Genomic DNA, 26,485 nt, shown 5'->3' on the forward strand with positions numbered 1-26,485 from the left:
TCGCGAACTCGGCCGCCGTCGCGGCCGTACTCGTTCTGCGGAGGTCATGATGCTGGGCGCTGTTGTGCTGTCACGGCTGGGTGTCGGGCTGGCGCTGGCGGGCCTGATCGGTGCCGCGGCGACGGGCTGTTCGGTCAGCGTCAACGGCGGCGACGCGCCCGCGGTCTCGAAGACCGACCTGGAGAAGGACATCTCCGCGCGGCTGGTGCAGAAAACCGGTCACCGGCCCCAAACCGTGACCTGCAAAAGCGATCTGCCCGGGCAGGTCGGCAAGACCACCCGCTGCGAGGTGATGCTTAGCAGCACCAACAGCTTCGAACCCGTCGTGACGGTCACCAAGGTCGAGGGTTCCACCGTCAGCTACGACATGACCCCGGCGGTGAACAAGGAGCAGCTCGAGAAGTCGGTGGCCAACCTGGTGTCGCAGGCGTCCGGCGCCACCGTCGACTCGGTCAGCTGTGCCGGCGGATTGGACGGCGAGCAGGGCGCTGAGACCCACTGCGAGGTGACGGCAGGCGGTGTGACGCTCAACCGCACCGTCGAGGTGACAAAGGTCGACGGCCTGATGATGAACTTCACCGTCATCCCGGTGCTACCCAAACAGCAGGCAGAGAGCTCGCTACTGGATCAGCTTGCAGCACAACTGAATCGGCGCCCGGATTCGGCAGATTGCGCGGGCGACCTCGAGGGCAAGACTGGCAACACCCTCGACTGCACGGTCGTGGCCGGTGACGAGAAGCAGGTCTTCACCCTGACCGTTACCACCGTCGACGGCAACCGGATCAACTACAACTACGCGCCGAAGGCCTGACGTCAGGACGCCGGGTCCGACAGGTCCCCGGCGAGCGCGGCCGCCGATTCGTCGATGATTGCCCGCATGGCACGCTCGGCGGCCGATTCGTCGCGTAGGCGGACGGCGCGGGCCACCTCGTCGTGGAGCTCTATGGCTGCCGGGTTCGGGCGTGCGGGCATCATGCCGTGGTGGGTGCGTCCCGCCAGCACCTCGGCGACGACGTCGTAGAGCGCACGGAACATCTCATTGCCGCTGGCTTCCAGCAGGGTGCGATGGAAGACTTTGTCCGCCAACAGGTATGACTCCAGATCGCCCGAACGTCCATGGACCACCATGTCGGAGACGGCCGCCGCCAGGATCCGGCAGTGATGCGGGTCGGCGCGACGGGCCGCCAACGCCGCCGCCGTAGGCTCGAAGCCGCGTCGCAATTCCGACAGCGAAAGTAGTTGCGCAGCACGATCACCGGCGTCCAGCCGCCAGCGAATCACCCGTGGGTCGAAGACATTCCAGTTCGTGGCCGGTTGAATCGTGATCCCGACCCGTCGGCGCGGCGCCACCATGCCCATGGATTCCAGCACTCGGATCGCCTCGCGAGCGACCGAGCGTGACACCCCGTACTGAGTGCTGACGCCGTCGAGGGTCAGCACGTGGCCGGCTTCATAGCGACCCGAAACGATGGCTTCACCCAGTCCGGTCAGGACATTGCTGTGCAACTCGCTGACCATTTGCTCGGCTGCCACACATACATGCTGTCATAGGGAAAGCAGATGCCTTTAAAACTGATCCAAGTTGTTATGAAGTTGAAAAAATCAGATCTTTCGGGCAGCCTGTGTGACACGCTGCACAGGAGGGTGGACGCAGGCATGGCTCAGCTCATCGTCGTCATGGGGGTGTCGGGATCGGGGAAGTCGACCGTGGGTGCCGCCCTGGCGCAACGGCTGCGTGTCCCGTTCGCCGATGCCGACGACTTCCACCCGCCCGCCAACATCGAGAAGATGACCGCGGGGCACGCCTTGAACGACGACGACCGCGGACCGTGGTTGGAGGCGATCGGCGACTGGCTTGCCGCACACCCGGACGGGGGCGTGATGAGCTGCTCGGCGCTTAAACGCGCTTACCGCGACCAACTTCGCCGCCACTGCCCGGCCGTCACGTTCCTACACCTGAGCGGCTCGGCGGACGTCATCGCCCGCCGGCAGGCGAGCAGGCCCGGGCACTTCATGCCCGCGTCGCTGCTCGCCTCGCAATTCGACACCCTCGAACCGCTCGACGCCGACGAGGCCGGAATCAGCATCGATGTCGACCAGAGCATCGATTCGATCGTGGACGGCTACGCGTCTCGCTCGACAGGAGTGAACGGATGAACTTGACCAGTACCCTGCTCGCCGATGCGCCGGAGTTGGCCATACCGGTGGCATCGGGCTGGCAGCTCATCCTGGCGTTCCTAGCCGGTATCGCGGTGATCGTCGTGCTCATCACGGTGCTGCACCTTCATCCGTTCCTCGCGTTGATCTTCGGTGCGCTGACCGTCGGCGTCGTGGCGGGGGAGAACCTGGAGAAGGTGCTCAAGTCGTTCTCCGACGGCTTCGGTTCCACCGCAGCCGGCGTCGGCATCCTGATCGCTCTCGGTGCCATGTTCGCCAAATTGCTCGCCGATTCCGGCGGTGCGGACGAGATCGTCGACACGATCATTGGACACGCCTCACCTCGTGCCCTGCCGTGGGCGATGGCGCTGGTCGGCGCGATCATCGGGCTGCCGATGTTCTTCGAGATCGGCCTGGTGCTGCTGATGCCCGTCATCTACCTGGTGTCGCGGCGCTCGCAACTGTCCCTGGTGACCGTTGGAATCCCAGCGCTGGCGGGCCTTTCGGCGATGCACGGCTTCGTTCCGCCGCACCCTGGGCCGCTGACGGCCATCAATCTGCTCGACGCCGACCTCGGCGTGACGCTCGCCCTCGGCGTGGCCGTTGCGATCCCGACGATCATCGTCGCCGGCCCGCTGTTCGGCAAGCTCGCCGGCAAGTGGGTGGTGGTCGAGGCCCCGGACACCTTCGCACGCGACGATTTCGCGGCACGCGGCGAAGGCCCCGGCGCGGCGATCGCGACGGATCAGGACCGCCAACTACACCGGCCTTCGTTCTCCATGACCATGCTCAGCGTGCTGCTACCGGTGGTTCTGATGCTGGGCAAGGCCCTGGTGGACATTTTCATCGACGACGAAAATCAGTGGTTCCGAGTCACTTTCGACGTGCTGGGCACTCCACTGGTGGCGCTGCTGCTCGCTGTCATCGTCGGCCTGTTCACCCTGGGCCTGGGCGCGGGGATGTCTCGCGCGCAAGTGACGAAGTGTGTGGAGTCTGGGCTGCCGCCGGTGGCCGGCATCATCCTCATCGTTGCCGCGGGCGGCGGCTTCAAACAGGTGCTCGTCGACAGTGGGATCGGCACCTTGTTGGCCGACTGGGCCAAGGGTGCGAACGTCTCGGTGATCCTGCTGGCTTGGGTGCTCGCCGTGCTCATCCGCCTGGCGACCGGGTCGGCGACGGTCGCCACCATCACCGCCTCCGCCTTGATGCTCGGACTGGCCGAGGATCTCAGCAGCGGTCAGGTGTCGCTGGTGGTGCTTGCCGTGGGCGCCGGCTCGCTGTTCTTCTCCCACGTCAACGATGCCGGCTTCTGGTTGGTCAACCAGTATTTCCGGATCAGCGTCGGCCAGACCATCAAGACCTGGTCGCTGATGGAGACGGTGCTCTCGGTTACCGGGCTCGTCGTGGTGATGCTGCTCAGCCTGGTGATCTGAGCGATCAGCTCTTGACGACCTGGGTGCCGCCGGCCAGTTCGTCGTGCTTGCCCTGCTTGGTCGGGCTGCTGTTGATCGTCACCGCGATCACGATGTAGGCGATGACGGCCAGCAATCCGCCGATGTAGGGGATCACCGAGAGCAGGGTGAAGGAGTTGCGGATTGCCGACTGTTGCACGGTCGGCTTCGGCGCCCCACCGGGGCCGTGCACGCTGAGCCCGAGTAGTTTCTTGGCCGGCGTCCAGCCCTGAGTGACCTCGAAGGCGACGAAGTAGATGAAGGTCAGCAGACCCGAAAACAGACCGGTGACAAGGATGTTGCTCGTCGCGTGGACGACGAGTGCGAGCAGGAATGCCACGATCGCGACGAAAATGCCGTCGATCAGTCGCGCGGCGAACCGCAATCCCAGCCCGCCGGGCTGACCGCCGGGTGCCGGCGGCGGGTAGGCGCCGTAGCCGGGCTGGGCGTACGGATTCGGCGGGGGTGGTGGGGGATAACCGCCAGGTGGCGGACCGTAAGCATTGGGATCGTAATCACCTGTGGTCATCTGATCGCTCCTCCCGCGTGCTCAGTCCGGCCCAATCTACCTTGCGGGCCGGACCGAGCAGGGGCTTAGCGCCAGCACGATCCGAAGGCGTTCAGCGCTTGGCCAGCTTCTTGGCCTTCCTGTCGGCCTTCTTGTTCACCTGCTGTGCCCGCGATCGCGCGGTGTCCACCAGATCGCCGCTATGGTCGCGGGCCACCTCGGCGAATTCGGCTCCGCGGTCTCGGGCCACCTCGGCGAACTCGGCCCCGCGCTCCCGAGCGACCTCGGCCAGTTCGGCCCCGCGCTCGCGGGCTATGTCGGCGATCACCGCGCCACGCTTGCGGGCGGTCTCGAGCAGCGGAGCGGTGCGGTCACCGGCCGCCAGTGCCAGTTCCCGTCCGCGCTCGGCGCCAACGTGCAGGCCATGTCCCACTTTGGGGCCGACCTTGTCGATGATGTCGTGGTCTAACAGTGTCGAACTCGACCCGGGCAGGTTCGAGGACACGGCTTCACCGACCTTGCGGGCCGCACGCCGGCCGCGCCACCCCAGCGACGGTTTGCCGGCGGTGTCGGCCGACGCGATGATCAGCCCGCCGAGCAAGCTCATGTCGGTGAGGAAGTCGCGCCGCTTCTGGGCTTTGAGTTGCTGATCGGTTTCGGCCCAGAACATGTGCGCGCCCAGGTTGGCCGGAATCACGGTGAACGCCAGTGCCGCCGATGCCAGCCGCGGCAACCGCCCCGATGCCAGCAGCAATCCGCCGCCGACCTGAACGGCGGCGGTGATCTTTGCGAACGTCTCGGGGTCCCTCGGTACGCCCGAGCCGACGGGCTCCGGCAGCTTCTGTAAACCCTCGAGTGCCGGGCGGGCGGCTTCGGCGGCCGGTTTGGGACTCCTCAGCGCCTCGAACCCCTGACCGATGAACACTGCTGCCAGCATGGGCCGCGCCACTCTGCGAATCAACATGGCGGCGGTGTTCCCGGCCGCGCGCACGATCAAACCCGCGGCTATTAGGACCGGAGATGGCGCAGCCAGAGCTAGGACCGGAGGTGGCGCAGCCAGAGCGGAAAGGCTACCCAGGCGGCCAGCATCGCCGCCGCCGTCGCGATCGCCGCGAGTCCTCCGGCCGAGTCGCCGAGCACGGTCCCGAACACCACGGCGACTACTCCGGTGAGCGCGGCGCCCAGTAGCAGAAGCCCGGCGATGGCGAACCGGTGTGCGGCCGACATCAGTGGCCGCAGCTTTGTGTTGTCGAAACAGCAGTCGGTGCGCACCCGCAACCCCTGCAGCAGGCTGGACCAGTTACGGTCCAGTCGCTCGGCCTCGGTCTCTGAGCGGGCCGCGGCGTTCCAGCGCTGGTCGGCTTCCGGATGATCGACATCCACCTTGTGAAGATTCCCCGGCCCGCCCCAGCGAAACCCGCATCGACGCGGTTGTCGCAGACCGCCGGTCAGGTCAAGAGCATGCGCGCCGAGGCTTCCAGCCGGGTGGCGATCTCGGCGTAGGACGCGTATCCCATGCCAGCCCGCACCAGCGCACCGGCGTAGAGCTGTTCGAGTGACTCGATGATGTCCGAATCCATCTGTGCGCCAAGGGCCGAACACAGCCGCTGGTGAATCTCGCGGCCGATGCGGAAGCGTAGGTGCTCGACGTCGGGGTCCTTGCCGAGTAGTGCGGTGGTGACCGCACCGGCCAGCTCCGGTTCGTCGGCGACCAGCAGTGCGATGTTGCGTAGCACGCCCACCACCCGCTCGACCGGGTCGGCGGAGTCGACCGGGGGAGCGGGAGTCGAGGCCAGCCGGCGCCAGAACACCTCGGCGACCAGATGCTCCTTGGATGAGAAGTAGGTGTAGGCCGTGGCTGCACCGACGCCGGCCTCGGCGGCGACCATCCGGATCGTCAGTCCCGAGAATCCCTCTCGGCTCAGCACGTCGACCGCGGCGCGGCCCAAGCGGTCCACCGTAGCGGCCTGCTTGGCTGTCAACCGGCGGCGCGTCGCCTCCCGAGCTACCGGTTCAGACACATGTCCGGACGCTACTACAACAGACCTGCACCGACAAGGCGCGCGCTGGCCATCGACCACGGCAACGGGCTAGGTTCGTACCATGAGCCGCACCGACACTGCGCATGCCGCGCAAACTTCTAGACTGTTCGCCCTCGCTGACGAGGTGGTCGGTTTCATGCCCGCCGACGAAGGCCGGGCGCTCTACGACGCGGCACTGCGCTTCCTGGACCGCGGGGTGGCGGTCGAGATCGGCACGTACTGCGGCAAGTCGACCGTGCTGCTCGGCGCCGCCGCGGCCGCCCGCGACAGCGTGCTCTACACCGTCGACCACCACCACGGGTCTGAGGAGCACCAGCAGGGCTGGGAGTTCCACGACACCACGATGGTGGACCCGGTCAGTGGCCGGTTCGATACGCTGCCGACGTTCCGCAGGACGCTCGACGCGGCCGATCTCGACGACACCATCGTCGCTGTGGTGGGCAAATCTCCGGTCGTCGCCCGGGGCTGGCGTACGCCGTTGCAACTGCTGTTCATCGACGGCGGCCACAGCGAGACGGCTGCTCAACAGGATTACGACGGCTGGGCGCGGTGGGTATCGGTGGGCGGAGCGCTCGTCATCCACGACGTCTTCCCCGACCCCCGCGATGGTGGCCGGCCGCCCTTCAACATCTATTGCCGCGCAATAGATTCCGGTCAGTTCGCCGAAGTGGGCTGCCTGGGCTCGCTCCGCGTGCTGGAGCGCACCTCCGGTGTTGCCGGAGAAGAACCCGTCAGCTCCTGACGCATTCACAGTCGTAGTCGCCCTCCAGGCCGCGGGGCAGTTCGGCGGCGCGGAAGATGCCGCTGCCGCCGGTGGTCGCCGACAGTGCGTCGGCGGCCAGGATGACCGCGGCACCGGTCCACGTGGTTCGCTCGACCGGCCAGCGCTTGCCGTCGGCGAAGACCAGGCCTGTCCAATAGGATCCGTCTTCTTCACGCAGGTGCTGCATCGCGGCGAATTGGGTCAGTGCCCGGTGCCGGTCACCCATGGCGTCGAGGGCCATAACCAACTCGCACGTCTCGGCACCGGTCACCCACGGCCGGTCGTTGACACAGCGGATGCCGAGGCCGTCGACCACGAATTCGTCCCAGCGCGCGGCGATCCGCGCCGATGCTGCGGGTCCGCGCAGCGCTCCGCCGAGGATCGGGTAGTACCAGTCCATCGAATGGTGCGGCTTCTCGGTGAAGGCATCGGGGTGCTCGGCGATGGCGTGGCCGAGGCGTCCCAGCGCGATCTCCCATTCGGGTTGCGGGTCATCGAGCCGATCAGCCAGCGCGAGAGCACAGCGGATGCTGTGGTAGACACTCGCGGATCCGGTGAGCAGTGCCTCCTCGAGAACTCCGGACGGCCCGTGCGCCCAATAGATTTCACCGGTGCCGGCCTGCAGGCCCAGCACGAAGTCGACGGCCGCGCGGACAGTCGGCCACATGTGCTCGGCGAACCGGCGGTCGCCGGTCACCAGGGTGTGGTGCCAGACGCCGGTGGCGATGTAGGCGCAGAAGTTGCTGTCGCTGTTCGGGTCCTCGATCACCCCGCGTCGGTATTGGATCGGCCAGGAGCCGTCGGAGCGTTGTTCGCGGCGGCACCAGTCGTAGGCGGCACGGGCTGCCTCGATCAGGCCGGCGGCGGTCAGCGCCATGGCGCACTCGATGTGATCCCAGACATCGGTGTGCCCGGTCTCCGACCAGGGGATCTCACCGGATGATTCCTGCACGGCGACAATGGATTCGGCCGTCTGACGGCACTGTTGCGGGGTGAGCACGCCGGCGATGCCCGGCACGCCCGCCAGGTCAGACGGCCGCTGCATCCGTGATCGGCTTCTCGAAGTAGAGTGCCACGCTCTTACCGACCAGCGGGTTGAGCGCGGATTCGGCCACCCGGGTCAGCGCCGGCCGCGACATCATGTCCCACACCAGCAGCTTGTGATAGGCCTTAACCGCTGGGTGGTCCGGCTTTTCGACCCCGACCGCGCACTTGAGCCACCAGAACGGGGAATGAAGGGCGTGGGCATGATGGGCATGGGTGAAGGTGAGTCCGCCGCGCACGAGCTTGGCGCGCAACTCGTCGGCCTTGTAGATCCGGATGTGACCGCCCTCGTTGGCATGGTATTCGTCCGACAGCAGCCAGCAGATACGTTCGGGTAGCCACCGGGGCACCGTCACCGCCAGCTTGCCGCCGGGCTTGAGCACCCGGATCAGCTCGGCGATCGCGCTGTCGTCGTCGGGGATGTGTTCGAGGATCTCCGAGGCGATCACGCAGTCGAACGTCGCGTCGGGGTAGGGCAGGGCCAGCGCGTCGCCGACGACGACCTGCGCCTTGGCCGAAGCCGGCGCCTCACCGGCCTGCCCCATGGCCTGCAGGAGGGTGTCGACGTTGGCCAGTTCGGTGGCGTCCTGGTCGAAAGCGATCACATTGGCGCCGCGCCGGTAGGCCTCATAGCTGTGCCTGCCCGCGCCGCAGCCGACGTCGATGACTTTCTTGCCGGGCCCCACGTCGAGCCGGTCGTAATCCACGGTCAGCATGATTCGTCAACCGCCTCCACGGTGTCGGCGACCCGGCGACCGGATCGCGCGATGGCCTGCTCGTAGACGCGCACCGTCTGGGCGGCTACCGATTCCCAGCTGAACACCTCCAGAGCCCGCCGGCGGCCGGCCGCACCCAGCCACTGGCGGCGTGCCGGCGAGTCCAGCAGTTCGCCGAGCGCGCCGATGAGTTCGGTGACGTCACCCGGGGTCACCAGGTCGGCACATTCACCGGAGGGGCCGAGCACCTCGGGCAGTGCGCCCGCCCGGCTGGCGACGATCGGCGTACCGCTCGCCATCGCTTCGACCGCAGGCAGTGAGAAGCCTTCGTACATCGAAGGAATGCAAGCGATTTCAGCGGAAGCAAACAAGCGGGCCAGTTCGTCGTCGGACAGGCCGCTGGAGGTGTGCACGATGTCGCTGATGCCGAGCTCGGCGATGAGCTTTTCCGTGGGGCCGTTGGGCTCGAGCTTGGCGACGAGCTGCAGCTCCAGTTCGTGCTCGGCACGAAGCTTTGCCACCGCGTGCAGCAGGTGGCCGATGCCCTTGAGGGGCCGGTCGGCGCTGGAGATCGCGATGATCCGGCCGGGCACCCGGGGCTGGTCGGACGGCTTGAACAGTTCGGTGTCGACGCCGAGCGGCACCACCCGCAGCTGATCCGGACTGACCCCGAAGTCGTCGGCGATGTCGGTGGCCGACGACGACGACACAGTCAGTAGGTCGGGGATGTTGCGGGCGACCCTCTTCTGCATCTGGGCAAAGCCGTACCACCTGTGCACCAACGGCTTTCGCCACCATTGGGCGGCCGCCAGATCCAACTCGCGATCGCGGGTGATGGGGTGGTGCACGGTTGCCACCACGGGAAGGCCCGTTCGGGCCAACTTGAGCAGCCCGGTGCCCAGGCATTGGTTGTCGTGCACCACGTCGAACTCGCCGCGCCGAGCCGCGAGCAACCGGGCAGCGCGCAGGCTGAAAGTGCGTGGTTCGGGGAAGCCCGACGTCCACATCGTGGCCAACTCGAGCATGTCGATGTGGTCCCGGATCTCACGGGGGTGTGGCACCCGGAACGGATCGGGCTCGCGGTACAGGTCGAGGCTGGGAACCTCGGTGAGTCGCACCCGCGGGTCGAGCAGCTCAGGGTAGGGCTGCCCGGAGAAGACCTCGACCTCGTGCCCGAGTTCCACCAGGCCACGGCTGAGATAGCGCACGTAGACGCCCTGCCCGCCACAGTGGGTCTTGCTGCGGTAGGACAACAACGCAATCCGCATACTCACGCTCCTGCAATGTCCATGACCGATGCGGCAGGGTTACCCGCTGGGCCCGCATATGTCATCGTGGAAGTACCCGGACGTTGGCAGCGAGCTGTCTGGACATGTGTCTGGACTATAATTCGATTAGCTACACAGTGCAACGTAAGTGCCCTGCGGCACCATCGCTGCCAGTCTAATTTGGTACACGTGCACCACGACTGGCGGGCGTTGTCCGACGGTGTCTGCCGCTGTCGACTGCCATTCCTCGACGTTACGGTCGGATTGGTGCAGGGGCGTGACGGTACGTTGCTGATCGATTGCGGCACAACACTTTCCGAGGCCCATGCGATCGCCATGGACGTCGTTGAACTTACCGGTTCGGCGGTCACCCACGTGGTGTTGACCCATCACCACTTCGACCACATCCTGGGCTCCGCGGCTTTCGGCGACGCCCAGCTCTACGGTTCGCCGGCCGTCGCGGCGGCGCTGACCACCCGCGTCGGGGAGGTTCGCACGGACGCTCTGTCCTACGGCGCCGACCCTCAGCAGGTCGATGCCGCGATCGCTGGGATCCGTGCGCTCGACCATGTGGTGGCCACCGCAGATCTGGACCTCGGTGGCCGGATCGCCCATGTCGAGCACCCCGGCCGCGGCCACACCGACCACGACCTGGTCGTCGCGATCGGTGCCGGCACACCGCATCAGCGGGTCGTCGTCTTCTGTGGCGACTTGGTCGAGGAGTCGGCGGACCCGGCGATCGACGCCGGCTCGGACCTGGCGGCCTGGCCGAGTACGTTGGACCGGTTGCTGGCCCTGGGCGGTCCGGCGGCTGCGTACGTACCGGGTCACGGCGCGACGGTTGACGCTGCGTTCGTGCGCCGCCAGCGGGACTGGCTGGCCGCCCGCGGGGAGGTTCCAGATCTGCGTCACGGCTGACGATCGCGGCGGCAACGTCGAGATGTATTTGGCGATCAACGCATCGGCGTCGAGGTGAACGTAGAACTCGCGCCCGATGTCGTCGGTGGAGCGGACGAGGGTGTTCTGTGCGAGTCGATAGGTGATGTCTCCAGATTCCGGGTAGTCCGCTGCGGCGGCCGACACCGCAGCGAGCTGCTCGTCGTCGGCCTGCTGCAGCCACTTGAGCGCTTCTCGCGCCGAGTGGCGGCTGACCTTCAGGGTCAGGGCCAGCTCTCGTATGAACACGCTGCCGGAGACGGTTGCACCGGCGGGGAGCGGGGCACTTCCACGGTGTCCACCCTCTCACTTCGCAGCTTGGAACAACCCCCGCTCGAGTATTCGCCGCCAACTGGTTGAACCAGTGGGCGGGTGCGTGTCATTCTCGGCAGCGTTATTTGCTGAGCGGTTCACTTCCCGGGGTCCTCGCCAGTACCTGTGGACCGTCTAGTACCACTACGAAGGCACCGGGACGGCGAACCCGATGTCTGCTCGCGCCGGCGACCGGCTAGCTGTCGCGCCGGACGCTCACCAGCCGGTCGACAGCACCCGATCGAGGGTGTCGACGAAGAAGTCCGCGGACTCCCGGCTGATACACATCGGCGGCTTGACCTTCAGCACGTTCTGCCGGTCCCCGGTGGGTTGCACGATGACCCCGAGTTCGCGCATCCGCTCGCAGATCGCGGAGGTCTCCTCGTCGGCGGGCTCCAGCGTAGTGCGGTCACGAACCAGTTCGATCCCCATGTAGAGCCCGCTGCCGTGCACGGTGCCGATCAGGTGGTGGCGAGTGGCCAGCGCTTCGATGCGGGAGCGCAGGTGGTCGCCGATGGTCAGCGCGTTCTCCTGCAGACCTTCCTTCTCGATCATGTCGAGCACCGTCAGACCGACGACGCACGACACCGGGCTGCCGCCCGCCGAGGAGAAGAAGTAGCCCTGGGTGCGGTACTTCTCGGCGATCTCCCGGGTGGTGATCACCGCGCCCAGCGGCTGACCGTTGCCCATGGCCTTGGCCACGGTGACGATGTCGGGAATCACGTCCTGTTGCTGGAAGGCCCAGAACCAGCGGCCGGTGCGGCCGTAGCCGACCTGCACCTCGTCGGCGATCGCCAGACCGCCGGCGGCGCGGACCGCGGCGTATACCGCACGCAGGTACCCGTCGGGCAGCGCCATCCCGCCGGCATTGCCGTAGAACGGCTCACAGATGAACGCCGCGGGTAGATGCCCTTGTGCGACAAGACGTTCGATGATCTCGACGGCCTCTGGGGCATAGCGTGCGGCGTTCGGGCCGCGATGCTCACCGCGGTAGGGGTTGGGGGAGGGCACCGTGTGTACCCAGCCGGGCCTCGTCGCCAGGGCGTTGGGATTGTCGGCGATCGACGTCGACACGGCGTCGGTGGCGTAGGTCCAGCCGTGATAGGCCTCGGCCACCGCGATCACGTCGTGGCGGCCCGTCGCCGCCATCGCCAACCGCAGCGCCAGGTCACCTGCTTCGGAGCCCGAGTTCACCAGGAAGACGGTGTCCAACGGCTCGGGCAGGGTGGCCGCCAGCCGTTCGGACAACGCCACCACCGCGCCGTAGTTGAACCGGGAGTTGGTGTTGAGCCGGCGCCACTGGCGGGCGACCACATCGGCGAGCACAGGATGGCCGTGCCCGAGGATCGCGACGTTGTTGACCATGTCCAGATAGCTGCGGGCGTCGGTGTCCAGCATGTGCTCGCGCCAGCCGCGCTCGATACGGGGCGGGTTGCGGTAGTAGTGCTCCTGCACCGTGGCGAAGGAGTCCCCGCGGCGGCGCCACAACGCCTCACTACCGGCCGCGCTCTCACCGGCGACCGGGGCCAGGCCCAGTAGTGCGCTGGGGTCGTCGACCAGGCTCAGCCACCCGGCCGCGTACTCGGGCCGGACGAAGTCGGGAACGGCAGGCGACTGCTGCCGACACCACTGAATCCAGACGCGTCCGTCGACCATGCCGAGCGGGGCGCCGGCGGCTACGCCGGCCCCGGACTGCAGCCCGTCCGCCACGCGAAGTGCACCGCGGATCTCGATTGTGCCCGCCGTGCCGGTGAGCGTGAGCGCGTCACCGGCCGTCTCGACAACACCGGACCAGGGGGCGGACAGCGGCACAGGTGCGCTCGGCCAGAAATCAACGCCGGTGCCCACGGTGGGCGCGGAATCCGGATTCAGTGGTATCGAACGGGACAGCCGCGGCTGACCGAACGTCGTCGCGGCACCGGTCGCGCCCGCGGCCAGCGCCTCGGCGGCGAGCCGGTCCTCGAGTCCGGCGTCCAGCCACGCCCCGGCGTCGACCGCGTCGGAGTCGCTGGACAGATCCAGCCGCACCACCGCGCCGGCGGGCCTGATCAACGCCGACTCGACCGCAGGCGTGTCGAGAGGGTGTGCGGCGCCCAGGGCGGCACGAATCTGAGCGGTCATCACTTCGATGGGCACTTCGATCGCGCGCTCGAAGATCCGCCACTCGAAATCCAGTGCGTTGGTGGCGTATTCGTTGCCGGCATCGATCGCGGCCTGGTGCTGGCCACTGACCACCAGCACCGCGGCCCGCAGCACCACCAGTGGCCACAGTGCCTCGATCTCGGCCGCACCGAGCGGACGCACCGCGTGGAACGCGGCGATGGCCGGCAGGGTGGCAGCCGGCTCGCCGCCCTCGTGCCGCAGCAACGAGGAGACCGCCACCGCCAACTCGCCGATCGTCCAGGACCGGGTCAGGTCACCGAGGTCGATAATGCCGTCGGGCAGCCTGCCGGTCTCCGCCGCGCTGCACACCACGTTGTCGTCGGTGATGTCGCCGTGGATCACCTGGACGGGGAGGTCGTCGGCGAGGTCGGCCACCACCTGCCACGCCGCGTCGGCAGCGGCCTCGACGGCGTGACGGCGACCGGCATCTGCGACATGCGGGGCGAGGACCTCGACGATGCGCTGCGCATACCGCAGATCCCACTGCAGGATCCGGTCGACGCCCGGGTGATCGAACCCGGCCAGGGCACGGGCGGCGCGGCCGGCCAGCGTGCCCAGCGCGGCGGCGCGGACCGGGCTCACGTAGTCCTCGCCGCTCATGGTCCCGCCGGACAGATAGGAGATGATCCGCCCGTAGAGCGTCGTGCCGTCCCCGTCGCGCAGCTCGGCGATGCTTGGCGTGCCGGGCAACGCCACGTTCGTGGCCGCACGCACCCCCGGCTCGCTTCGGCAGATGTGCTCGGCAGCGGCGTCCTGAGCCTCGATTTCGATGCGGGAGAACGCTGGGTTGGCGATCTTGAGCACCCCGACCGGGCCGCCGCCGGAGCCGCAGAGCAAGAAGTTGGCATCCTGTTGGCTGCCCAGCGCCGTGACGACGGCGTCGACCCCGAAATGCTGCTTGGCGATCTCTCGGGCCTGCACGTCGGTGATGGCAGGCACGGGCAGCTCCCCGGCTTGGAAGAAGTCGAACAGAGTCATGTGTGCGGGCATCCTCATCGGCGAATTCGGCGGTCTCACTGTACTGCGCCGCGTGGCCGCCACCGATGCCTCGGCGGCGCCGGTAGTACGGTCCCGCATCTGCCGATACGGTGTGAAGATGCGGGCGCTCATCATCGTCGACGTGCAGAACGACTTCTGCGAAGGAGGGTCGCTGGCGGTCGCGGGGGCCGGTGCGGTGGTGCGGGCGATCAACGCCGTGCTAGCCGGTCGGCACGGCTACGACCACGTGGTGGCGACCAAGGATTTCCACGTCGACCCCGGAACGCATTTCGCCGACCGACCCGACTATGCCGCCTCCTGGCCACCCCACTGCGTGGCGGGCAGCACGGGCGCCGACTTCCACCCCGAGTTGAACACGTCGCCGATCGAGGCGGTCTTCACCAAGGGCGCTTACACCGCCGCCTACAGCGGCTTCGAAGGGTTCGCGGACGGCATCTCGCTCGACGACTGGTTGCGTGCGCGCGGTGTCGACGAGGTCGACATCGCCGGTATCGCGATCGATTACTGCGTACGCCAGACCGCGGCCGACGCGACGGCGGCAGGCTTTCGGACTCGTGTTCTCGTCGATCTGACCGCCGGCGTCGCCGCTGGATCGACCGCCGAGGCACTCGACGAAATGCTCTCCCGCGGAGTCGAACTGGTTCGCGCCGCCTCATGACCGCACCACGATCGACGCTGATCGACATCGTCGATCGCTCCCCACGGCTGGCGGCTGCCCACGATCGCGCCGGGTGGGTCGGGTTGTTCAGCGCCGACGGGCGCATCGAGGATCCGGTCGGGTCGCGGCCGCACGTTGGCGCGAGAAGGATCGGCCGCTTCTACGACACGTTTATCGCCCCTCGGCAGATCGAGTTCCACCACGGCGTCGACATCGTGTCCGGTTCGACGGTGGTGCGGGACTTGACGCTCGAGGTCGCGATGGGTCCGTCGGTCGCCATGCACATCCCCGCGGTGCTCCGCTACGACTTGTGCGAGGGCGGTGGTCAGTGGCGGATCGAGCGGCTGCGCGCCTACTGGGAACTGCCGGCGATGGTGGTGCAGTTCGCCCGCAATGGTGTCGCTGCCGGACCGCAGTCCCTGGCGCTGATGCGGGCATTGGCGCGCAACCAAGGCTGGCGAGGGACGCTCGGATTTGCCGCCGGATTCCGTGGTGCGCGCGTGCGCGGCAAACGCACGGTGCGGGGCTTCCTCGACGCCGTCTCCGCCGGTGACCAGTTGCGCGCTTGGCGGTCGCTGCGAAGCGGCGCCGTCGTGACTCTCGGCGAGGACGAGCCGCTGAGGTTCGGCGCCCTCAGCGAGACCCTGACCGGCCGGTCGTGGTCGAAGGTGGTGGCGTCGGGAAACTCGGTGACGGCGTCGTCGTACGGGCCGAAGTCGGTGGTCCTCATCGCCGAACTCGCGGCCGACGGGGGCATGATCACCCGCCTTCGCTGTTTCACCGGCTAGTGACTCACATCCGAGCGAACCGGGCGAGCACGAAGCAGTACACGCCGTAGGCCGCCAGGCCCAGCGCGGCGGCGATGAGCAGGAACTTGCCGAACGGCGCATGTCCGAGACTCTTGACAGCGCCGTCCAGGCCGGACCCCTTGGCCGGGTCGGCGGTCAGCGTCGCGATGATCAGCAGGATGCCGGCACCCGCCAGGACCGACCCCTTGGCGGTGTAGCCGGCCATGCCCAGCGTCCGTACCAGTGACCCACCCGACACCTTGAGGTCCTTCTCGAACTTCTTCGACAGACCCTTGTAGACGTGGTAGCCGCCGACGGCCATGAGGCCCACTGCGGCGATCAGCAAAAGTGTTTTACCCCAACCGGATTGGAGCAGCCGTCCAGTCAAGCCGGCATTGTCGGCGCTGTTGGACTTGCGGCCTCCGGTGGCAAATCGGACCGCCGTGGAGGCGATGCCGAAGTAGACGACGGCCAGGTTGACCGACTTGACGCGCTTGAACGTTTTCTTGGCGCCCTCGTCCTCCTGGCCGGCTTCGGTCGGATGAGACCCGACGACGGCTTCGGCCAGCCGCCACAGCGCCAGTGCGAACAAGCCGACCGCCGTGATCCACAGGGCCACCGCTCCGCCGGGCTGGGCGGCGAGGGTGGCGAGCGCGCCGGATTGATCGGCGTTGCCGCCGCCACCGAAGGCAAGCCGCAGGACGATGTACGCGATGATCAGGTGCAGTACGCCGCTGGTGCTGTAGCCCACGCGCGCTACGGATTCGAACCCGCTGTTTCGGGTCGCCCGGTCTACCGCGCCATACACCTTATTGTCGACCATGAAAATTGGGGTTACCCCGAATCGTCACCGACAAACGGATCGCGCCGTGCCCTCGATCATTTCGCGTGGCGCAGTGTCTCCCAGTCGTGTTCGGCCTCCAGCTGGGCGATCAGGCCGCGGGTGCGCTCGCGCAGCAGCAGCGTCATGCCCAGGCCGATGACGATCGCCGCGACCAGTCCGATCCAGGAAAACCGCGAGAGCCATTTCTCGGCGGCCAGACCCAGGTAGTACACCACCGCCGTCGTGCCGCCCGCCCAGCAGACCGCGCCGGTGGCGTTGGCGGCCAGGAAGTAGGGGTAGCGCATCCGCAGTGCGCCGGCCAGCGGGCCAGCCAGGATGCGCAGCAGCGCGATGAAGCGCCCGAAGAACACTGCCCACACTCCCCAGCGCGAGAAGAGTTGTTTGGCCAGCGCCACATGTCCTGGCCCGAAGTGCTTGGGAAACCGCTTGCCGAGCTTCTCGAACAGGCCCATCCCGAACCGTCGGCCGATGCTGTAGCCGATGCTGTCACCGATGATGGCGCCGATCGTCGCCGCGGCGCCCACCCACACCGGGCTGATGTCGAGGTTGTGTCGCGACGCCAGCAACGCCGCACTGACCAACGCGATCTCGCCGGGCAGCGGGATGCCCAGACTTTCGGCACCGATGATCAATCCGATCACCAGATAGACCGCCAGCGGCGGAATGGACTCCAGGATCGTCTCGACCGTCACCCGCCAAGGATGCCGTACCGACCGCGGTTACCGGCGGGAAGGGGTCGTTCGCGTGTCGGAATCAGGTGTCGCGCTTGCGCCGGTAGAGCGTGCCCACGCCGAGCAGGATCAGGCTGGCCACTAGGATCGCGGTGGCGAGGACGTTGATCTGGGGCGGCACAGCGGCTTTCACCGCGGCGTTGACGTACAGGGGATAGGTGACCGTTGAGCCGCTGACGAAATAGGTGATGATGAAGTCGTCGAGCGACAACGCGAACGACAACATCGCCGCCGCGACGATGCCCGGCACGATCAGCGGCAACGTCACCTTGAAGAAGGTTCTGGTGGCGTTGGCGCCCAGGTCCAGTGACGCGTCCTCCAGTGTCCAGTCGAAGCCGCGGATACGGGCCCGCACCGTCATCGCGATGAAGCTGATCTCGAACGCGACGTGCGCGATCAGGATGGTGGTGTATCCGGTCGCCCAGCCGAGATCGAGGAACAGGGTCAACAGCGAAGCGCCCATCACCACCTCGGGTGACGTCAGCGGCAGCACCAGGAATGTGTCGACGGCCTTGCTGCCGCGGAAGCGCTGGCGCACAAGGGCAACCGCGACGAGAGTGCCGAGAACCACGGCGATCAGCGTCGACACGAACGCGACGTTGATGCTCAGTTTCAGTGCGTCGGTCAGGGCCGGATACTTGAACGGGTTGGCCCAGTTGTCCAGCGTGAAACCCTGCCAGGTGTAGTTGAACTTTCCGGCCGGCTTGTTGAACGAGAAGATCACGATCACCAGGATCGGCAGGAATAGGTAGGCCAGCACCAGCCCTGCGACGATACGCAGGGCTACGTCGCCGAGCTTGAAGGTTCCGCGAATATTGCGGCCCGGCTTGGCCAGGCCACCGTGATCGATCGTCTGGGCGATCGCCGCACCCGCTTCGGTCGTCATGCGTGATCCGCCTTCGCGTCGCGGTGGGCTGTCATACCAGGTCCTCCGTGCCCAGCGCCCGGGTGTAGAGCAGCACGCCGACGAGGATCAGTGCCATCAGCACGAAGCTCAGGGCCGCAGCGGCCGGGTAGTCCTTGACCACCAGGAACTGCTTCTGGATGACGTTGCCGATCATCCTGGTCTGTGTGCTGCCCAGGTAGTCGGCATTGATGAAGTCACCGACCGACGGGATGAACACCAGCATGCTGCCGGCGAGCACGCCGGGCATCGCCAGCGGCAGGATGATCTTGCCGAACATCCTGCGGTTGGTGCCGTAGAGGTCACGGGAGGCCTCCAGCAGCCGGGCGTCGATCTTCTCCAGGCTGACGTAGAGCGGCAGGATCATGAAGATGATCCAGTTATAGGTCAGGCCCCCGATGACGGCCCAGCTTGTCGACAACAACCGCCCGTCGGAGGGCAGCAACCCGACCGTTCCGAGCGTGTGGACGACCCAGCCGTCGTCGGCCAGGATCGTCTTCCACGCCAGGGTGCGGATCAGGAACGTCACGAAGAACGGCAGGATCACCAGCCCCAGCAGGAGGTTCTTGAACCGGCCCGCCTTGAAGGCGATCACGTAAGCCAGCGGGAACGCCAACAGCACGCAGAGCACTGTCGCGACCAGCGCGTAGCCGAACGAGCGAAAGATCTGTTCGCGGTATTCGGTCAGTGCGTGGCCGTAGTTGCTGAAGTCCCAGGCGAAGGTGAGCTTGGGCAGGTAGATCGAACCACCCATCGACGACAGCGACGTGCGGAACAGCGAAATGAACGGCACCACATAGAAGACCCCGAGATACGCGAGCGCAGGCAGGATCATCAGATACGGAGCGAGCTTGCTCCGCTGCCGGTTGCTGCTGGCTACACCGGCCACCGATCAGCCGCCGGTGACTTCGGCGTAGGCCTTGTTGAACTCCGAGGTCTGCTCGTCGGTCAGTGCCGCCCACGACTTCAGCTTGTCCAGGGTTTCCTTGGGCGGGTTGATCAGCGGGTTGGACGCCAGACCCGGGTCGATCTTGTTCAGCTCGTCGGTCATGTCCGAGAGCACCGGCACGTACTGGGTGTGGGCGATCAGCTTGGCGTAGTTGGCCCGGTCGTAGACGTAGTTGATCCACTCCTCGGCGGCCTTCTGGTTCTGCGTGGTGTACGGGATCACCATGGTGTCGACGAAGGTGGTGCCGCCGGTCTCGGGGACGACGAACTTCAGATCCGGGTTGTCCTTCTGCAGCTGCACCACGTCACCGGAGTAGGCCTGGGCGATCACCACGTTGCCCGCTGCCAAGTCGTCGGCGTAGTCATTGCCGGTGAAACGCCGGATCTGCCCCTTGTCTTTCTGTTCCTTGATCAGGTCGACGGCCTTCTGCACACCGTCCATCGTGGGGTCCTCCAGCGAGGCGCCCTGCGACAGCATGATCATGCCCAGGCCGTCCTGCATGTCGGAGAACAGGCTGATCTTGCCCTTGAACGCCGGATCCCACAGGTCGTCGATTTTGGTGATGTCGCGTCCAGTGGCGGCCCGGTTGTAGGCCAGCGCGGTCATACCGGACATGTAGGGCGCACTGAATTTGCGTCCCGGGTCTGCCTTGGCGTCCATAAGGTCTGGGCGCAGGTTCTTCTTGTTCGTCCACCGGCTCTCGCTGATGTCGTTGAGCCAGCCCAGGCTGTTGAGCCGGGAGGCCATGAACTGCGTGGGAACCACGAGGTCGGCGCCGATGTCCTGCTTGCGGGACAGCGGTTCTTTGTTCTTGGCGAACCACTCCTCGTTGTCGTTGTAGTCCTCTTTGTAATCGACGGTCAGGCCCGTCGCGGTCTGGAATGCCGCGACGAAACCGTCGGCCATGTAGAGCGGCCAGTTGGAGATCCGCAGCTTGCCGGTCGCCGGCGAGCCGTCGTCGGACGGTGTGGCCGGTCCGCTCGCCGAACTCGACGAGTTGTCGGACTTGCTACAGGCGGCCAGGAATGAGGGGCCGAGAACCAGCGCGGCCGCCGCAGCGGCACCGCCGCCGATGAACCGGCGCCGGGACGCGAGCGAGGCAAAGATCCGGGGGTCGATCTCATTGGCCATGTGCCGAGTGCCTTTCGTGGGGTAGCTCAGGGGTGGGCTTGGTCGGAGCGGATGGGCTTAGACGGCTGGGGGAAGGGCGCAATGCAGGCCGCCGGACGATCTAGGAATCGTCGAGCATCTCCTCGAGATCCTCGGTGGTCGGGATGTCGGCAGCGGGCAGGACCAGCGACGCGTCGGGGGACCAGCAGACGTAGACGTCGTCGCCGGGGCGCAACATCGGCAGGTTCTGCTCGGGTCCGACGTGGGCTATGACCGGTGAGCCGTCTGCGGCGGCCAGCGACAGGCGCAGCACCGGGCCCTGGAAGGTGAGGTCGACAACTTTGGCTGGCACCGCGGCGATGTCACCGGTCGGCCGTTCCATGGACACCCGGACACGCTCGGGGCGCACCATCAGAGTCGCCTGGCCGCCGGGTTCGATCGTGGTGTCACCGGGACGTGCCTTCAGTCTGGCCCCGAGCACCTCCACCTCGACGTAGTCGCGGTTGGCCCGGCCGGTCTGACGGCCGTGCCAGAGGTTGGCCTGGCCGATGAACCCGGCGACGAACACGGTGGCCGGCCGGTCGTAGATCTCGGTGGGTGTGCCGATCTGCTCGACGTTGCCGGCGTTCATGACCGCGATCCGGTCGCTCATGGTGAGCGCTTCCTCTTGGTCGTGGGTGACGTAGACGAACGTGATGCCGACCTCGCGTTGGATGCGCTTGAGCTCGAACTGCATGACGTGGCGCAACTTGAGGTCCAGCGCTCCTAGCGGCTCGTCGAGGAGCAGGGCGCTGGGGTAGTTGACCAGCGCGCGGGCCAGGGCCACGCGCTGCTGCTGACCGCCGGACAGCTGGGCCGGCTTGCGCTGGGCGAAGTCGGTCAGCCGCACTACCTCGAGCAGCTCGTCGACGCTCTTCTTGACCGCAGCCTTGTCCTTCTTCTGGCTGCGTGGCCCGTAGGCGACGTTGTCCCACACGTTCATGTGCGGGAACAGGGCGTAGTGCTGGAAGACGGTGTTGACATTGCGCTTGTTGGGTGGCACCCGGGATACGTCGACGCCCTCGAGCCGGATGGCGCCCTCGGTCGGTTGTTCGAACCCGGCAATCATGCGCAACGTGGTGGTCTTGCCGCAGCCGGACGGCCCGAGCATGGAGAAGAACTCGCCTGCGCCGATGGAGAAATCGGCGTCCGCGACGGCGACATAGTCGTCGAAACGCTTGACGACATGGTCGATCTCGATGACTGGGGCGCCACTGGCGCCTTTGGCTCCGGTGTGGGCGGTGGTCTGCTGGGTGGCGGTGGCGCCGGTCTCGGTCAGGGCCCGTCCTCCTTCGTCCGCGGGCCGCCGACAACTGCCACCGGCCGGTCCCGCCCCTAAACGATTACGGATTTGCGTGCTATCCGCAACCGATTCCGCAACGAAATATGAATTTTTCGATGGAATCGCTCGTCGGTGCCGGGTTCCGGGCGCGGCTTTCGGTGCGACGGCACCTCTGACGCGGGCGTCGATGGGACGGATCCTAACGCCGTTCAGCCGACTCCGAGCCCACGCGCGATAACCAATCGCTGGATCTGGTTGGTGCCTTCAAAGATCTGGGTGATCTTGGCCTCCCGCATGTACCGCTCGACCCGGTAGTCGCGGGTGTACCCGACCCCGCCGAGCACCTGCACCGCATCGGTGGTCACCTTCATCGCCGCATCCGTCGCGACCAGCTTGGCGATGCTGGCCTGCTGTGAGTACGGCCGGCCGTTATCGCGCCGCCGCGCGGCATCCAAGTATGTGGCGCGCGCGGACGCCACCGCCGCGGCCATGTCGGCCAACAGGAAGCCCAGGCCTTGATGGTCGATGATCTTGCGGCCGAACGTCGTTCGCTCGTTGGCGTATGCGACGGCATCGTCTAGGGCGGCCTGCGCGATGCCGACCGCGACGGCGGCGATGCCGAGCCGCCCGGAATCGAGGGCGCTGAACGCGATCTGCAGTCCCTGGCCCTCGGCGCCGATAAGGCGGTCGGCGTCGACCACCGCGTTGTCGTAGAAGGCCGAGGTGGTCGGGACGGCGGTCAAACCCATCTTCTCCTCGGGTTTGCCGAAGCTCAAGCCGGGCTGGTCGGCGGGGATCAAGAAGCAAGAGATGCCATTGGAACCGCCGCTCCGGTTGATCCCCGAGTCGTTGCGCTCCTGTCCGCCGGTGCGGGCGAAAAGGGTGTAGAAGTCGGCGATGCCCCCGTGGGTGATCCACGCCTTCGAGCCGTTGACGACGTAGGTGTCGCCGGACGGAGTGGCCGCGCAGCGCAGAGCCGCCGCGTCCGAACCGGCCTGCGGTTCGGACAGACTGTAGGCGCCGATCTGCTCGCCGGAGAGCATGCCCGGCAGCCATCTGCTGCGCTGCTCGTCGGTGCCGAACATCAGCAGGGGATGGCAGGCCAGGCTGTGCACGCTGACCGCCACCGCAACCGCCGCCCATCGGGCCGCCAACTCCTCGAGCACCTGTAGATAGACCTCGAACGGCTGACCGCCACCGCCCCATTCCTCGGGTTGGGGAAGGCTCAGCAGTCCGGCGGCACCGAGCTGGGCGAACACTCCCCGCGGGTAGGTCTCGGTGCGCTCGTGCTCGTCGACCACGGGGCTGAGCACCTTGTCGCCGATTTCGCGGGCGAGCGCAAGGAGATCGGCGGCGTCATCGGTGGGCAGAAGTCGATCGACGGGCATGGCGGCCTCTCTGAAGGTCGACGGATAGACATCGACGGATAGACAGTGGAAACAGATACTGAAAGTAGTACTGAATTACTCAACATAGTACTATTTAGCGATATGTCCGCCAGCACGAGCTTCCGCACCCGGCGCCGGGGTGAGTTGTTCGACTCGTTGCTCGCGCTGTTCCTGGCCGAAGGCTTTGCCCATCTGACCCTCGACGACATCGCCGGGCGACTGCACTGCTCGAAAGGCACGCTCTATACGCTGGCGAGCAGCAAAGAGCAGTTGGTCCGCACGGTCACCGTCGAGTTTTTCCGGCGCGCCACCGCCGACGTGGAAAACCGCATCGAGAACATCGACGGTGCGCGGGAGCGGATAACCGGCTACCTCACTGCGGTCGGGGCAGCACTGGAGGCCGCCTCACCCAAGTTCATGGCCGACCTCGACGCGTTCCCCCCAGCCAGGGCGGTCTACGAGCAGAACACCGCGATCGCCGCGTCCCGGGTAAGCCAGCTTGTCGCCGAAGGGGTTTCGGCGGCCGAATTCCGGGACGTCCACGCAGCCTTTGCCGCTGACCTGGCGGCGGCGACGATGGTACGAATCCAACAGGGGATCGTGAGGTCGGCGACCGGACTCGACGACGCCGCTGCCTACCGGGAGCTGGCCGCCATTCTGACCGCAGGCATCAACGCCTGACCGCCAGCGGCTCGACTCACATGTGCGCGCCGCCGTCGACGCGAACTTCGGTGCCGGACACGAAGAAGGCGTCGGGGCTTCCGAGCATCGCGACGACCGCCGCGACGGCCTCCGGCTTGGCGAAGATCGCGCCGTCGGGCAACGGCAGTAGTGGTGCGACCCTGCCGAACAATTTGTAATTGACGTCGTCTGGAAGTCCCGGTCCCACGCTCTGTTTCGACTCGCCGGTGCCGTCGGTCATGCCCGAGGAGATCGAGCCCGGTTGCACCGAGTTGAACCGAATGCCGTCGGCGGCGAACTCCGCGGCCAGCGCGTGGGTCATCGCCTGCACCCCGCCCTTGGATGCCGCGTAGGCCGCCATGTAGGGGTGGGCGAAAGTTGCTGAGGTCGAACTGAAATTGACAACCGCGGGGGCGGTTCCTGCGCGCAGCGCGCCCAGAGCTTCGCGGGTCACCAGGAAAGTGCCGACCACGTTGACGCGCAGCACTTGTTCGAAGTCCGCCAGCGTGGTGTCCGCGAAGTGCGCTGAGCGCAGTATGCCCGCCACGTTCACCAGTGTATCCAGGCCACCCAGAGTGGAGATGGACTCGGCCACAGCAGATTTCACTGATTCCTCGCTGCCGACGTCCATCACGACGGTGGCCAGCCGGTCCGCGGCCTCGCCGGCCTTGGCGACGGTGTCCTTCAGTCCGGACTCACTGATGTCAGCGGCCACCACTCGGCCCCCCTCGTCGAGGATGCGCAGCACGCACGCCTGGCCGATACCCGAGCCGCCACCGGTGATCAGCACACGCCGATCCGAGTACCGCTGCAATGTCGTCGCCATTGGAATCCGCTCCTGCTCGTTTTCCGGGCCCCGATCATGACGGGGTGTCACCTGAAGTCGGCGAGCAGACTCCCGCTGACCGGGAACAGCCGTGCCTCCGACCGAGTCTCGGGCGGTTCACTGAGCCATCATGACCGCTGCCTCCCGCCTCCTGACAGCGCTTGGTCTCGATTGCTGGGATTCGCTTCCGGTTGAGCGGTAGGTGCACTAATCTGCCAAGGCGCCACTGAAACACGTTCCAGTTTCGGACCGATATCTCAGATGACGCTGGGGGGTCGGTGACCACGACGACGTTGGAGGCTCGGACTACACCAATGACTAATCGCGCAGCAGATCGCTGGTCTCCGGGCATTGCGTTGAGGAGTGCGTCGGGTCCGATGCAGGCTATTGGTGGTCTGTTTGCTATGTCGGCTGATGCGGTGCGGTTTATGTTTCGGAAGCCGTTTCAGTGGCGGGAGTTTTTGGAGCAGTCGTGGTTTGTGGCGCGGGTGTCGTTGGCGCCGACGTTGTTGGTGGCGATTCCGTTCACGGTGTTGGTGTCGTTCACGTTGAATATTTTGTTGCGGGAGTTGGGGGCTGCTGATCTCAGCGGTGCTGGTGCTGCGTTTGGTGCGGTGACGCAGGTGGGTCCGTTGGTGACGGTGTTGATCGTGGCCGGTGCGGGGGCGACGGCGATGTGTGCGGATTTGGGGTCGCGCACGATCCGTGAGGAGATCGACGCGATGGAGGTGCTGGGGATCAATCCGGTGCAGCGGTTGGTGACTCCGCGGATGTTGGCGTCGGGGTTGGTGGCGTTGTTGCTGAATTCGTTGGTGGTGATCATCGGGATTTTGGGTGGTTACGTGTTCTCGGTGTTTGTTCAGGATGTGAATCCGGGGGCGTTCGCGGCGGGGATCACGTTGTTGACCGGGGTGCCGGAGGTGATCATCTCGTGTGTCAAGGCGGCGTTGTTCGGGTTGATTGCGGGGTTGGTGGCCTGTTATCGGGGGTTGACGATCAGCGGGGGTGGGGCCAAGGCGGTGGGTAATGCGGTCAACGAGACGGTGGTGTACGCGTTCATGGCGTTGTTTGTGGTCAACGTGGTGGTCACGGCCATCGGTATCCGCATGAGCGCGCGGTAGGCGCTGGGGGATGGCGTCGTTGCAGGCTTTGTATCCGCGGATCGCGCGTCAGGTGCGTCGTCCGTTGGGGACGGTCAGTCGGATTGGTGACCATACGATCTTTTATGGGCGGGCGTTGGCGGGCACGCCGCATGCGACGGTGCATTTCCGTAAGGAGATCATCCGGTTGATCGCCGAGATCTCGATGGGTGCGGGCACGTTGGCGATGATCGGCGGCACTGTGGTGATCGTCGGGTTTTTGACGTTGGCGGCGGGTGGGACGCTGGCGGTGCAGGGGTATTCGTCGTTGGGCAATATCGGGATCGAGGCGTTGACCGGGTTTTTGGCGGCGTTTATCAATGTCAGGATCTCCGCGCCGGTGGTGGCTGGTATCGGGTTGGCGGCGACGTTCGGTGCTGGGGTGACCGCCCAGCTTGGGGCGATGCGGATCAACGAGGAGATCGACGCCCTGGAATCGATGGGTATCCCGCCGGTGGAGTATCTGGTCTCGACGCGGATTGTGGCGGGGATGGTGGCGATCACCCCGTTGTACTCGATCGCGGTGATCTTGAGTTTCGTGGCCAGTCAGTTCACCACGGTGGTGTTGTTCGGCCAGTCCGGCGGGTTGTATGACCATTACTTCACGACGTTTTTGAACCCGATCGACTTGTTGTGGAGCTTCCTGCAGGCGGTGTTGATGGCGATCACGATCCTGTTGATCCACACCTATTTCGGCTATTTCGCCACCGGCGGCCCCTCCGGCGTCGGCGTCGCCGTGGGCAACGCGGTCCGCACCTCCCTGATCGTGGTGGTCTCAGTGACCCTG

The 26,485-nt window shown here is 66.4% G+C and carries 28 protein-coding genes; 11 read left to right on the forward strand and 17 right to left on the reverse strand.

Annotation, left to right across the window (positions count from 1 at the left end; translation table 11 throughout):
- Nucleotides 1-49: 49 nt before the first annotated feature.
- Nucleotides 50-811: a DUF4333 domain-containing protein gene (locus ACXDF8_RS21795; RefSeq protein ID WP_457225357.1), complete on the forward strand. Its 762-nt coding sequence runs from the start codon at nucleotides 50-52 to the stop codon at nucleotides 809-811.
- Between the two features lie 2 nt (nucleotides 812-813).
- Here the strand turns inward: ACXDF8_RS21795 and ACXDF8_RS21800 are convergent, their stop codons facing one another.
- Nucleotides 814-1,518: a FadR/GntR family transcriptional regulator gene (locus ACXDF8_RS21800; RefSeq protein ID WP_457225389.1), complete on the reverse strand. Its 705-nt coding sequence runs from the start codon at nucleotides 1,516-1,518 to the stop codon at nucleotides 814-816.
- 138 nt (nucleotides 1,519-1,656) lie between these two features.
- On the opposite strand from ACXDF8_RS21800, the gene ACXDF8_RS21805 reads away from it, so the two are divergent.
- Together ACXDF8_RS21805 and ACXDF8_RS21810 are read left to right on the forward strand one after the other, a co-directional pair.
- Nucleotides 1,657-2,157: a gluconokinase gene (locus tag ACXDF8_RS21805; protein WP_457225358.1), complete on the forward strand. Its 501-nt coding sequence runs from the start codon at nucleotides 1,657-1,659 to the stop codon at nucleotides 2,155-2,157.
- Nucleotides 2,154-3,590 (forward strand): GntP family permease, encoded by a 1,437-nt coding sequence (locus ACXDF8_RS21810; RefSeq protein WP_457225359.1) that lies wholly within the window; start codon nucleotides 2,154-2,156, stop codon nucleotides 3,588-3,590. Before ACXDF8_RS21805 ends, ACXDF8_RS21810 begins: the two co-directional genes overlap by 4 nt.
- A 4-nt stretch (nucleotides 3,591-3,594) precedes the next feature.
- On the opposite strand, the gene ACXDF8_RS21815 is transcribed toward ACXDF8_RS21810, so the two are convergent.
- The 4 genes from ACXDF8_RS21815 to ACXDF8_RS21830 form a co-directional block, all read right to left on the reverse strand.
- Nucleotides 3,595-4,137 (reverse strand): RDD family protein, encoded by a 543-nt coding sequence (locus ACXDF8_RS21815; RefSeq protein ID WP_457225360.1) that lies wholly within the window; start codon nucleotides 4,135-4,137, stop codon nucleotides 3,595-3,597.
- A 91-nt stretch (nucleotides 4,138-4,228) separates the two neighbouring features.
- Entirely contained in the window at nucleotides 4,229-5,080 is an 852-nt protein-coding gene (locus tag ACXDF8_RS21820; RefSeq protein WP_457225361.1) for a DoxX family membrane protein, read from the reverse strand.
- A 71-nt stretch (nucleotides 5,081-5,151) separates the two neighbouring features.
- A complete protein-coding gene (locus ACXDF8_RS21825) occupies nucleotides 5,152-5,499 on the reverse strand; it encodes a DUF6328 family protein (protein WP_457225362.1) in 348 nt (115 codons plus the stop codon).
- 65 nt (nucleotides 5,500-5,564) lie between these two features.
- Nucleotides 5,565-6,137, reverse strand: coding sequence for a TetR/AcrR family transcriptional regulator (locus ACXDF8_RS21830; protein WP_457225363.1), 573 nt, complete (start codon nucleotides 6,135-6,137; stop codon nucleotides 5,565-5,567).
- 82 nt (nucleotides 6,138-6,219) lie between these two features.
- Here ACXDF8_RS21830 and ACXDF8_RS21835 point away from each other — a divergent pair, with 82 nt between their 5' ends.
- Entirely contained in the window at nucleotides 6,220-6,900 is a 681-nt protein-coding gene (locus tag ACXDF8_RS21835) for a class I SAM-dependent methyltransferase (protein ID WP_457225364.1), read from the forward strand.
- Here ACXDF8_RS21835 and ACXDF8_RS21840 read toward each other — a convergent pair.
- The 3 genes from ACXDF8_RS21840 to ACXDF8_RS21850 are packed head-to-tail and all read right to left on the reverse strand — an operon-like array spanning nucleotide 6,890 to nucleotide 9,949.
- On the reverse strand, nucleotides 6,890-7,966 hold the full coding sequence (locus ACXDF8_RS21840; RefSeq protein WP_457225365.1) for an MMP endo-(1,4)-3-O-methyl-alpha-D-mannosidase: 1,077 nt from the start codon (nucleotides 7,964-7,966) through the stop codon (nucleotides 6,890-6,892). The genes ACXDF8_RS21835 and ACXDF8_RS21840 overlap by 11 nt on opposite strands.
- Nucleotides 7,950-8,681, reverse strand: a complete 732-nt coding sequence (locus ACXDF8_RS21845; protein WP_457225366.1) for a class I SAM-dependent methyltransferase — start codon at nucleotides 8,679-8,681, stop codon at nucleotides 7,950-7,952. Before ACXDF8_RS21845 ends, ACXDF8_RS21840 begins: the two co-directional genes overlap by 17 nt.
- Nucleotides 8,675-9,949 (reverse strand): MMP alpha-(1->4)-mannosyltransferase, encoded by a 1,275-nt coding sequence (locus tag ACXDF8_RS21850; RefSeq protein ID WP_457225367.1) that lies wholly within the window; start codon nucleotides 9,947-9,949, stop codon nucleotides 8,675-8,677. Before ACXDF8_RS21850 ends, ACXDF8_RS21845 begins: the two co-directional genes overlap by 7 nt.
- A 189-nt stretch (nucleotides 9,950-10,138) precedes the next feature.
- Between ACXDF8_RS21850 and ACXDF8_RS21855 the strand changes: the two genes are divergently transcribed.
- Nucleotides 10,139-10,867, forward strand: a complete 729-nt coding sequence (locus ACXDF8_RS21855) for an MBL fold metallo-hydrolase (protein WP_457225368.1) — start codon at nucleotides 10,139-10,141, stop codon at nucleotides 10,865-10,867.
- Between the two features lie 546 nt (nucleotides 10,868-11,413).
- Here the strand turns inward: ACXDF8_RS21855 and ACXDF8_RS21860 are convergent.
- Nucleotides 11,414-14,338 carry an aminotransferase gene (locus tag ACXDF8_RS21860; RefSeq protein ID WP_457225369.1) on the reverse strand — a complete coding sequence of 975 codons (2,925 nt, stop codon included), beginning with the start codon at nucleotides 14,336-14,338 and terminating at the stop codon, nucleotides 11,414-11,416.
- A gap of 118 nt (nucleotides 14,339-14,456) precedes the next feature.
- On the opposite strand from ACXDF8_RS21860, the gene ACXDF8_RS21865 reads away from it, so the two are divergent.
- Together ACXDF8_RS21865 and ACXDF8_RS21870 are read left to right on the forward strand one after the other, a co-directional pair.
- On the forward strand, nucleotides 14,457-15,017 hold the full coding sequence (locus ACXDF8_RS21865; protein WP_457225390.1) for an isochorismatase family protein: 561 nt from the start codon (nucleotides 14,457-14,459) through the stop codon (nucleotides 15,015-15,017).
- Nucleotides 15,014-15,805, forward strand: a complete 792-nt coding sequence (locus ACXDF8_RS21870) for a nuclear transport factor 2 family protein (protein WP_457225370.1) — start codon at nucleotides 15,014-15,016, stop codon at nucleotides 15,803-15,805. The genes ACXDF8_RS21865 and ACXDF8_RS21870 overlap by 4 nt, the downstream gene beginning before the upstream one ends.
- A gap of 4 nt (nucleotides 15,806-15,809) precedes the next feature.
- Here ACXDF8_RS21870 and ACXDF8_RS21875 read toward each other — a convergent pair whose 3' ends face one another.
- From ACXDF8_RS21875 to ACXDF8_RS21900, 6 genes are all read right to left on the reverse strand, one after another.
- A complete protein-coding gene (locus ACXDF8_RS21875; RefSeq protein WP_457225371.1) occupies nucleotides 15,810-16,628 on the reverse strand; it encodes a DUF1206 domain-containing protein in 819 nt (272 codons plus the stop codon).
- A gap of 56 nt (nucleotides 16,629-16,684) precedes the next feature.
- Nucleotides 16,685-17,341, reverse strand: a complete 657-nt coding sequence (locus ACXDF8_RS21880) for a DedA family protein (RefSeq protein WP_457225372.1) — start codon at nucleotides 17,339-17,341, stop codon at nucleotides 16,685-16,687.
- Between the two features lie 61 nt (nucleotides 17,342-17,402).
- The gene (locus ACXDF8_RS21885) at nucleotides 17,403-18,266 is read right to left on the reverse strand and encodes an ABC transporter permease (protein WP_457225373.1); all 864 of its coding nucleotides are present in this window, start codon (nucleotides 18,264-18,266) and stop codon (nucleotides 17,403-17,405) included.
- A gap of 31 nt (nucleotides 18,267-18,297) precedes the next feature.
- On the reverse strand, nucleotides 18,298-19,173 hold the full coding sequence (locus ACXDF8_RS21890) for an ABC transporter permease (protein WP_457225374.1): 876 nt from the start codon (nucleotides 19,171-19,173) through the stop codon (nucleotides 18,298-18,300).
- Nucleotides 19,174-19,176: 3 nt separating this feature from the next.
- Nucleotides 19,177-20,364, reverse strand: coding sequence for a polyamine ABC transporter substrate-binding protein (locus ACXDF8_RS21895; RefSeq protein ID WP_457225375.1), 1,188 nt, complete (start codon nucleotides 20,362-20,364; stop codon nucleotides 19,177-19,179).
- Nucleotides 20,365-20,464: 100 nt separating this feature from the next.
- Nucleotides 20,465-21,583: an ABC transporter ATP-binding protein gene (locus ACXDF8_RS21900; RefSeq protein ID WP_457225391.1), complete on the reverse strand. Its 1,119-nt coding sequence runs from the start codon at nucleotides 21,581-21,583 to the stop codon at nucleotides 20,465-20,467.
- Between ACXDF8_RS21900 and ACXDF8_RS21905 the strand changes: the two genes are divergently transcribed.
- The gene (locus ACXDF8_RS21905; RefSeq protein ID WP_457225376.1) at nucleotides 21,569-21,721 is read left to right on the forward strand and encodes a hypothetical protein; all 153 of its coding nucleotides are present in this window, start codon (nucleotides 21,569-21,571) and stop codon (nucleotides 21,719-21,721) included. The genes ACXDF8_RS21900 and ACXDF8_RS21905 overlap by 15 nt on opposite strands.
- A gap of 152 nt (nucleotides 21,722-21,873) precedes the next feature.
- Here the strand turns inward: ACXDF8_RS21905 and ACXDF8_RS21910 are convergent, their stop codons facing one another.
- Nucleotides 21,874-23,052: an acyl-CoA dehydrogenase family protein gene (locus tag ACXDF8_RS21910; protein WP_457225377.1), complete on the reverse strand. Its 1,179-nt coding sequence runs from the start codon at nucleotides 23,050-23,052 to the stop codon at nucleotides 21,874-21,876.
- 102 nt (nucleotides 23,053-23,154) lie between these two features.
- Between ACXDF8_RS21910 and ACXDF8_RS21915 the strand changes: the two genes are divergently transcribed.
- On the forward strand, nucleotides 23,155-23,733 hold the full coding sequence (locus tag ACXDF8_RS21915; protein WP_457225378.1) for a TetR/AcrR family transcriptional regulator: 579 nt from the start codon (nucleotides 23,155-23,157) through the stop codon (nucleotides 23,731-23,733).
- A 16-nt stretch (nucleotides 23,734-23,749) separates the two neighbouring features.
- Here the strand turns inward: ACXDF8_RS21915 and ACXDF8_RS21920 are convergent, their stop codons facing one another.
- On the reverse strand, nucleotides 23,750-24,559 hold the full coding sequence (locus ACXDF8_RS21920) for an SDR family NAD(P)-dependent oxidoreductase (RefSeq protein ID WP_457225379.1): 810 nt from the start codon (nucleotides 24,557-24,559) through the stop codon (nucleotides 23,750-23,752).
- A gap of 314 nt (nucleotides 24,560-24,873) precedes the next feature.
- Between ACXDF8_RS21920 and ACXDF8_RS21925 the strand changes: the two genes are divergently transcribed.
- Nucleotides 24,874-25,680: an MlaE family ABC transporter permease gene (locus ACXDF8_RS21925; protein ID WP_457225380.1), complete on the forward strand. Its 807-nt coding sequence runs from the start codon at nucleotides 24,874-24,876 to the stop codon at nucleotides 25,678-25,680.
- Between the two features lie 10 nt (nucleotides 25,681-25,690).
- Nucleotides 25,691-26,485, forward strand: a 795-nt coding sequence (locus ACXDF8_RS21930; RefSeq protein WP_457225381.1) for an MlaE family ABC transporter permease, incomplete at its 3' end; no start/stop codon positions are given.

The organism is Mycolicibacterium sp. CBM1 (genome assembly GCF_054073305.1).

Coding starts and splice junctions, on each gene's coding strand:
- ACXDF8_RS21840 (WP_457225365.1), bottom strand. CDS start 7,966: ATGCAGCGGCCGTCTGACCTGGCGGGCGTGCCGGGCATCGCCGGCGTG.
- ACXDF8_RS21875 (WP_457225371.1), bottom strand. CDS start 16,628: ATGGTCGACAATAAGGTGTATGGCGCGGTAGACCGGGCGACCCGAAAC.
- ACXDF8_RS21820 (WP_457225361.1), bottom strand. CDS start 5,080: ATGTTGATTCGCAGAGTGGCGCGGCCCATGCTGGCAGCAGTGTTCATC.
- ACXDF8_RS21910 (WP_457225377.1), bottom strand. CDS start 23,052: ATGCCCGTCGATCGACTTCTGCCCACCGATGACGCCGCCGATCTCCTT.
- ACXDF8_RS21810 (WP_457225359.1), top strand. CDS start 2,154: ATGAACTTGACCAGTACCCTGCTCGCCGATGCGCCGGAGTTGGCCATA.
- ACXDF8_RS21845 (WP_457225366.1), bottom strand. CDS start 8,681: ATGCTGACCGTGGATTACGACCGGCTCGACGTGGGGCCCGGCAAGAAA.
- ACXDF8_RS21835 (WP_457225364.1), top strand. CDS start 6,220: ATGAGCCGCACCGACACTGCGCATGCCGCGCAAACTTCTAGACTGTTC.
- ACXDF8_RS21920 (WP_457225379.1), bottom strand. CDS start 24,559: ATGGCGACGACATTGCAGCGGTACTCGGATCGGCGTGTGCTGATCACC.
- ACXDF8_RS21925 (WP_457225380.1), top strand. CDS start 24,874: ATGACTAATCGCGCAGCAGATCGCTGGTCTCCGGGCATTGCGTTGAGG.
- ACXDF8_RS21870 (WP_457225370.1), top strand. CDS start 15,014: ATGACCGCACCACGATCGACGCTGATCGACATCGTCGATCGCTCCCCA.
- ACXDF8_RS21885 (WP_457225373.1), bottom strand. CDS start 18,266: ATGACGACCGAAGCGGGTGCGGCGATCGCCCAGACGATCGATCACGGT.
- ACXDF8_RS21850 (WP_457225367.1), bottom strand. CDS start 9,949: ATGCGGATTGCGTTGTTGTCCTACCGCAGCAAGACCCACTGTGGCGGG.
- ACXDF8_RS21805 (WP_457225358.1), top strand. CDS start 1,657: ATGGCTCAGCTCATCGTCGTCATGGGGGTGTCGGGATCGGGGAAGTCG.
- ACXDF8_RS21915 (WP_457225378.1), top strand. CDS start 23,155: ATGTCCGCCAGCACGAGCTTCCGCACCCGGCGCCGGGGTGAGTTGTTC.
- ACXDF8_RS21815 (WP_457225360.1), bottom strand. CDS start 4,137: ATGACCACAGGTGATTACGATCCCAATGCTTACGGTCCGCCACCTGGC.
- ACXDF8_RS21905 (WP_457225376.1), top strand. CDS start 21,569: ATGGTCGATCTCGATGACTGGGGCGCCACTGGCGCCTTTGGCTCCGGT.
- ACXDF8_RS21860 (WP_457225369.1), bottom strand. CDS start 14,338: ATGACTCTGTTCGACTTCTTCCAAGCCGGGGAGCTGCCCGTGCCTGCC.
- ACXDF8_RS21865 (WP_457225390.1), top strand. CDS start 14,457: ATGCGGGCGCTCATCATCGTCGACGTGCAGAACGACTTCTGCGAAGGA.
- ACXDF8_RS21800 (WP_457225389.1), bottom strand. CDS start 1,518: ATGGTCAGCGAGTTGCACAGCAATGTCCTGACCGGACTGGGTGAAGCC.
- ACXDF8_RS21895 (WP_457225375.1), bottom strand. CDS start 20,364: ATGGCCAATGAGATCGACCCCCGGATCTTTGCCTCGCTCGCGTCCCGG.
- ACXDF8_RS21795 (WP_457225357.1), top strand. CDS start 50: ATGCTGGGCGCTGTTGTGCTGTCACGGCTGGGTGTCGGGCTGGCGCTG.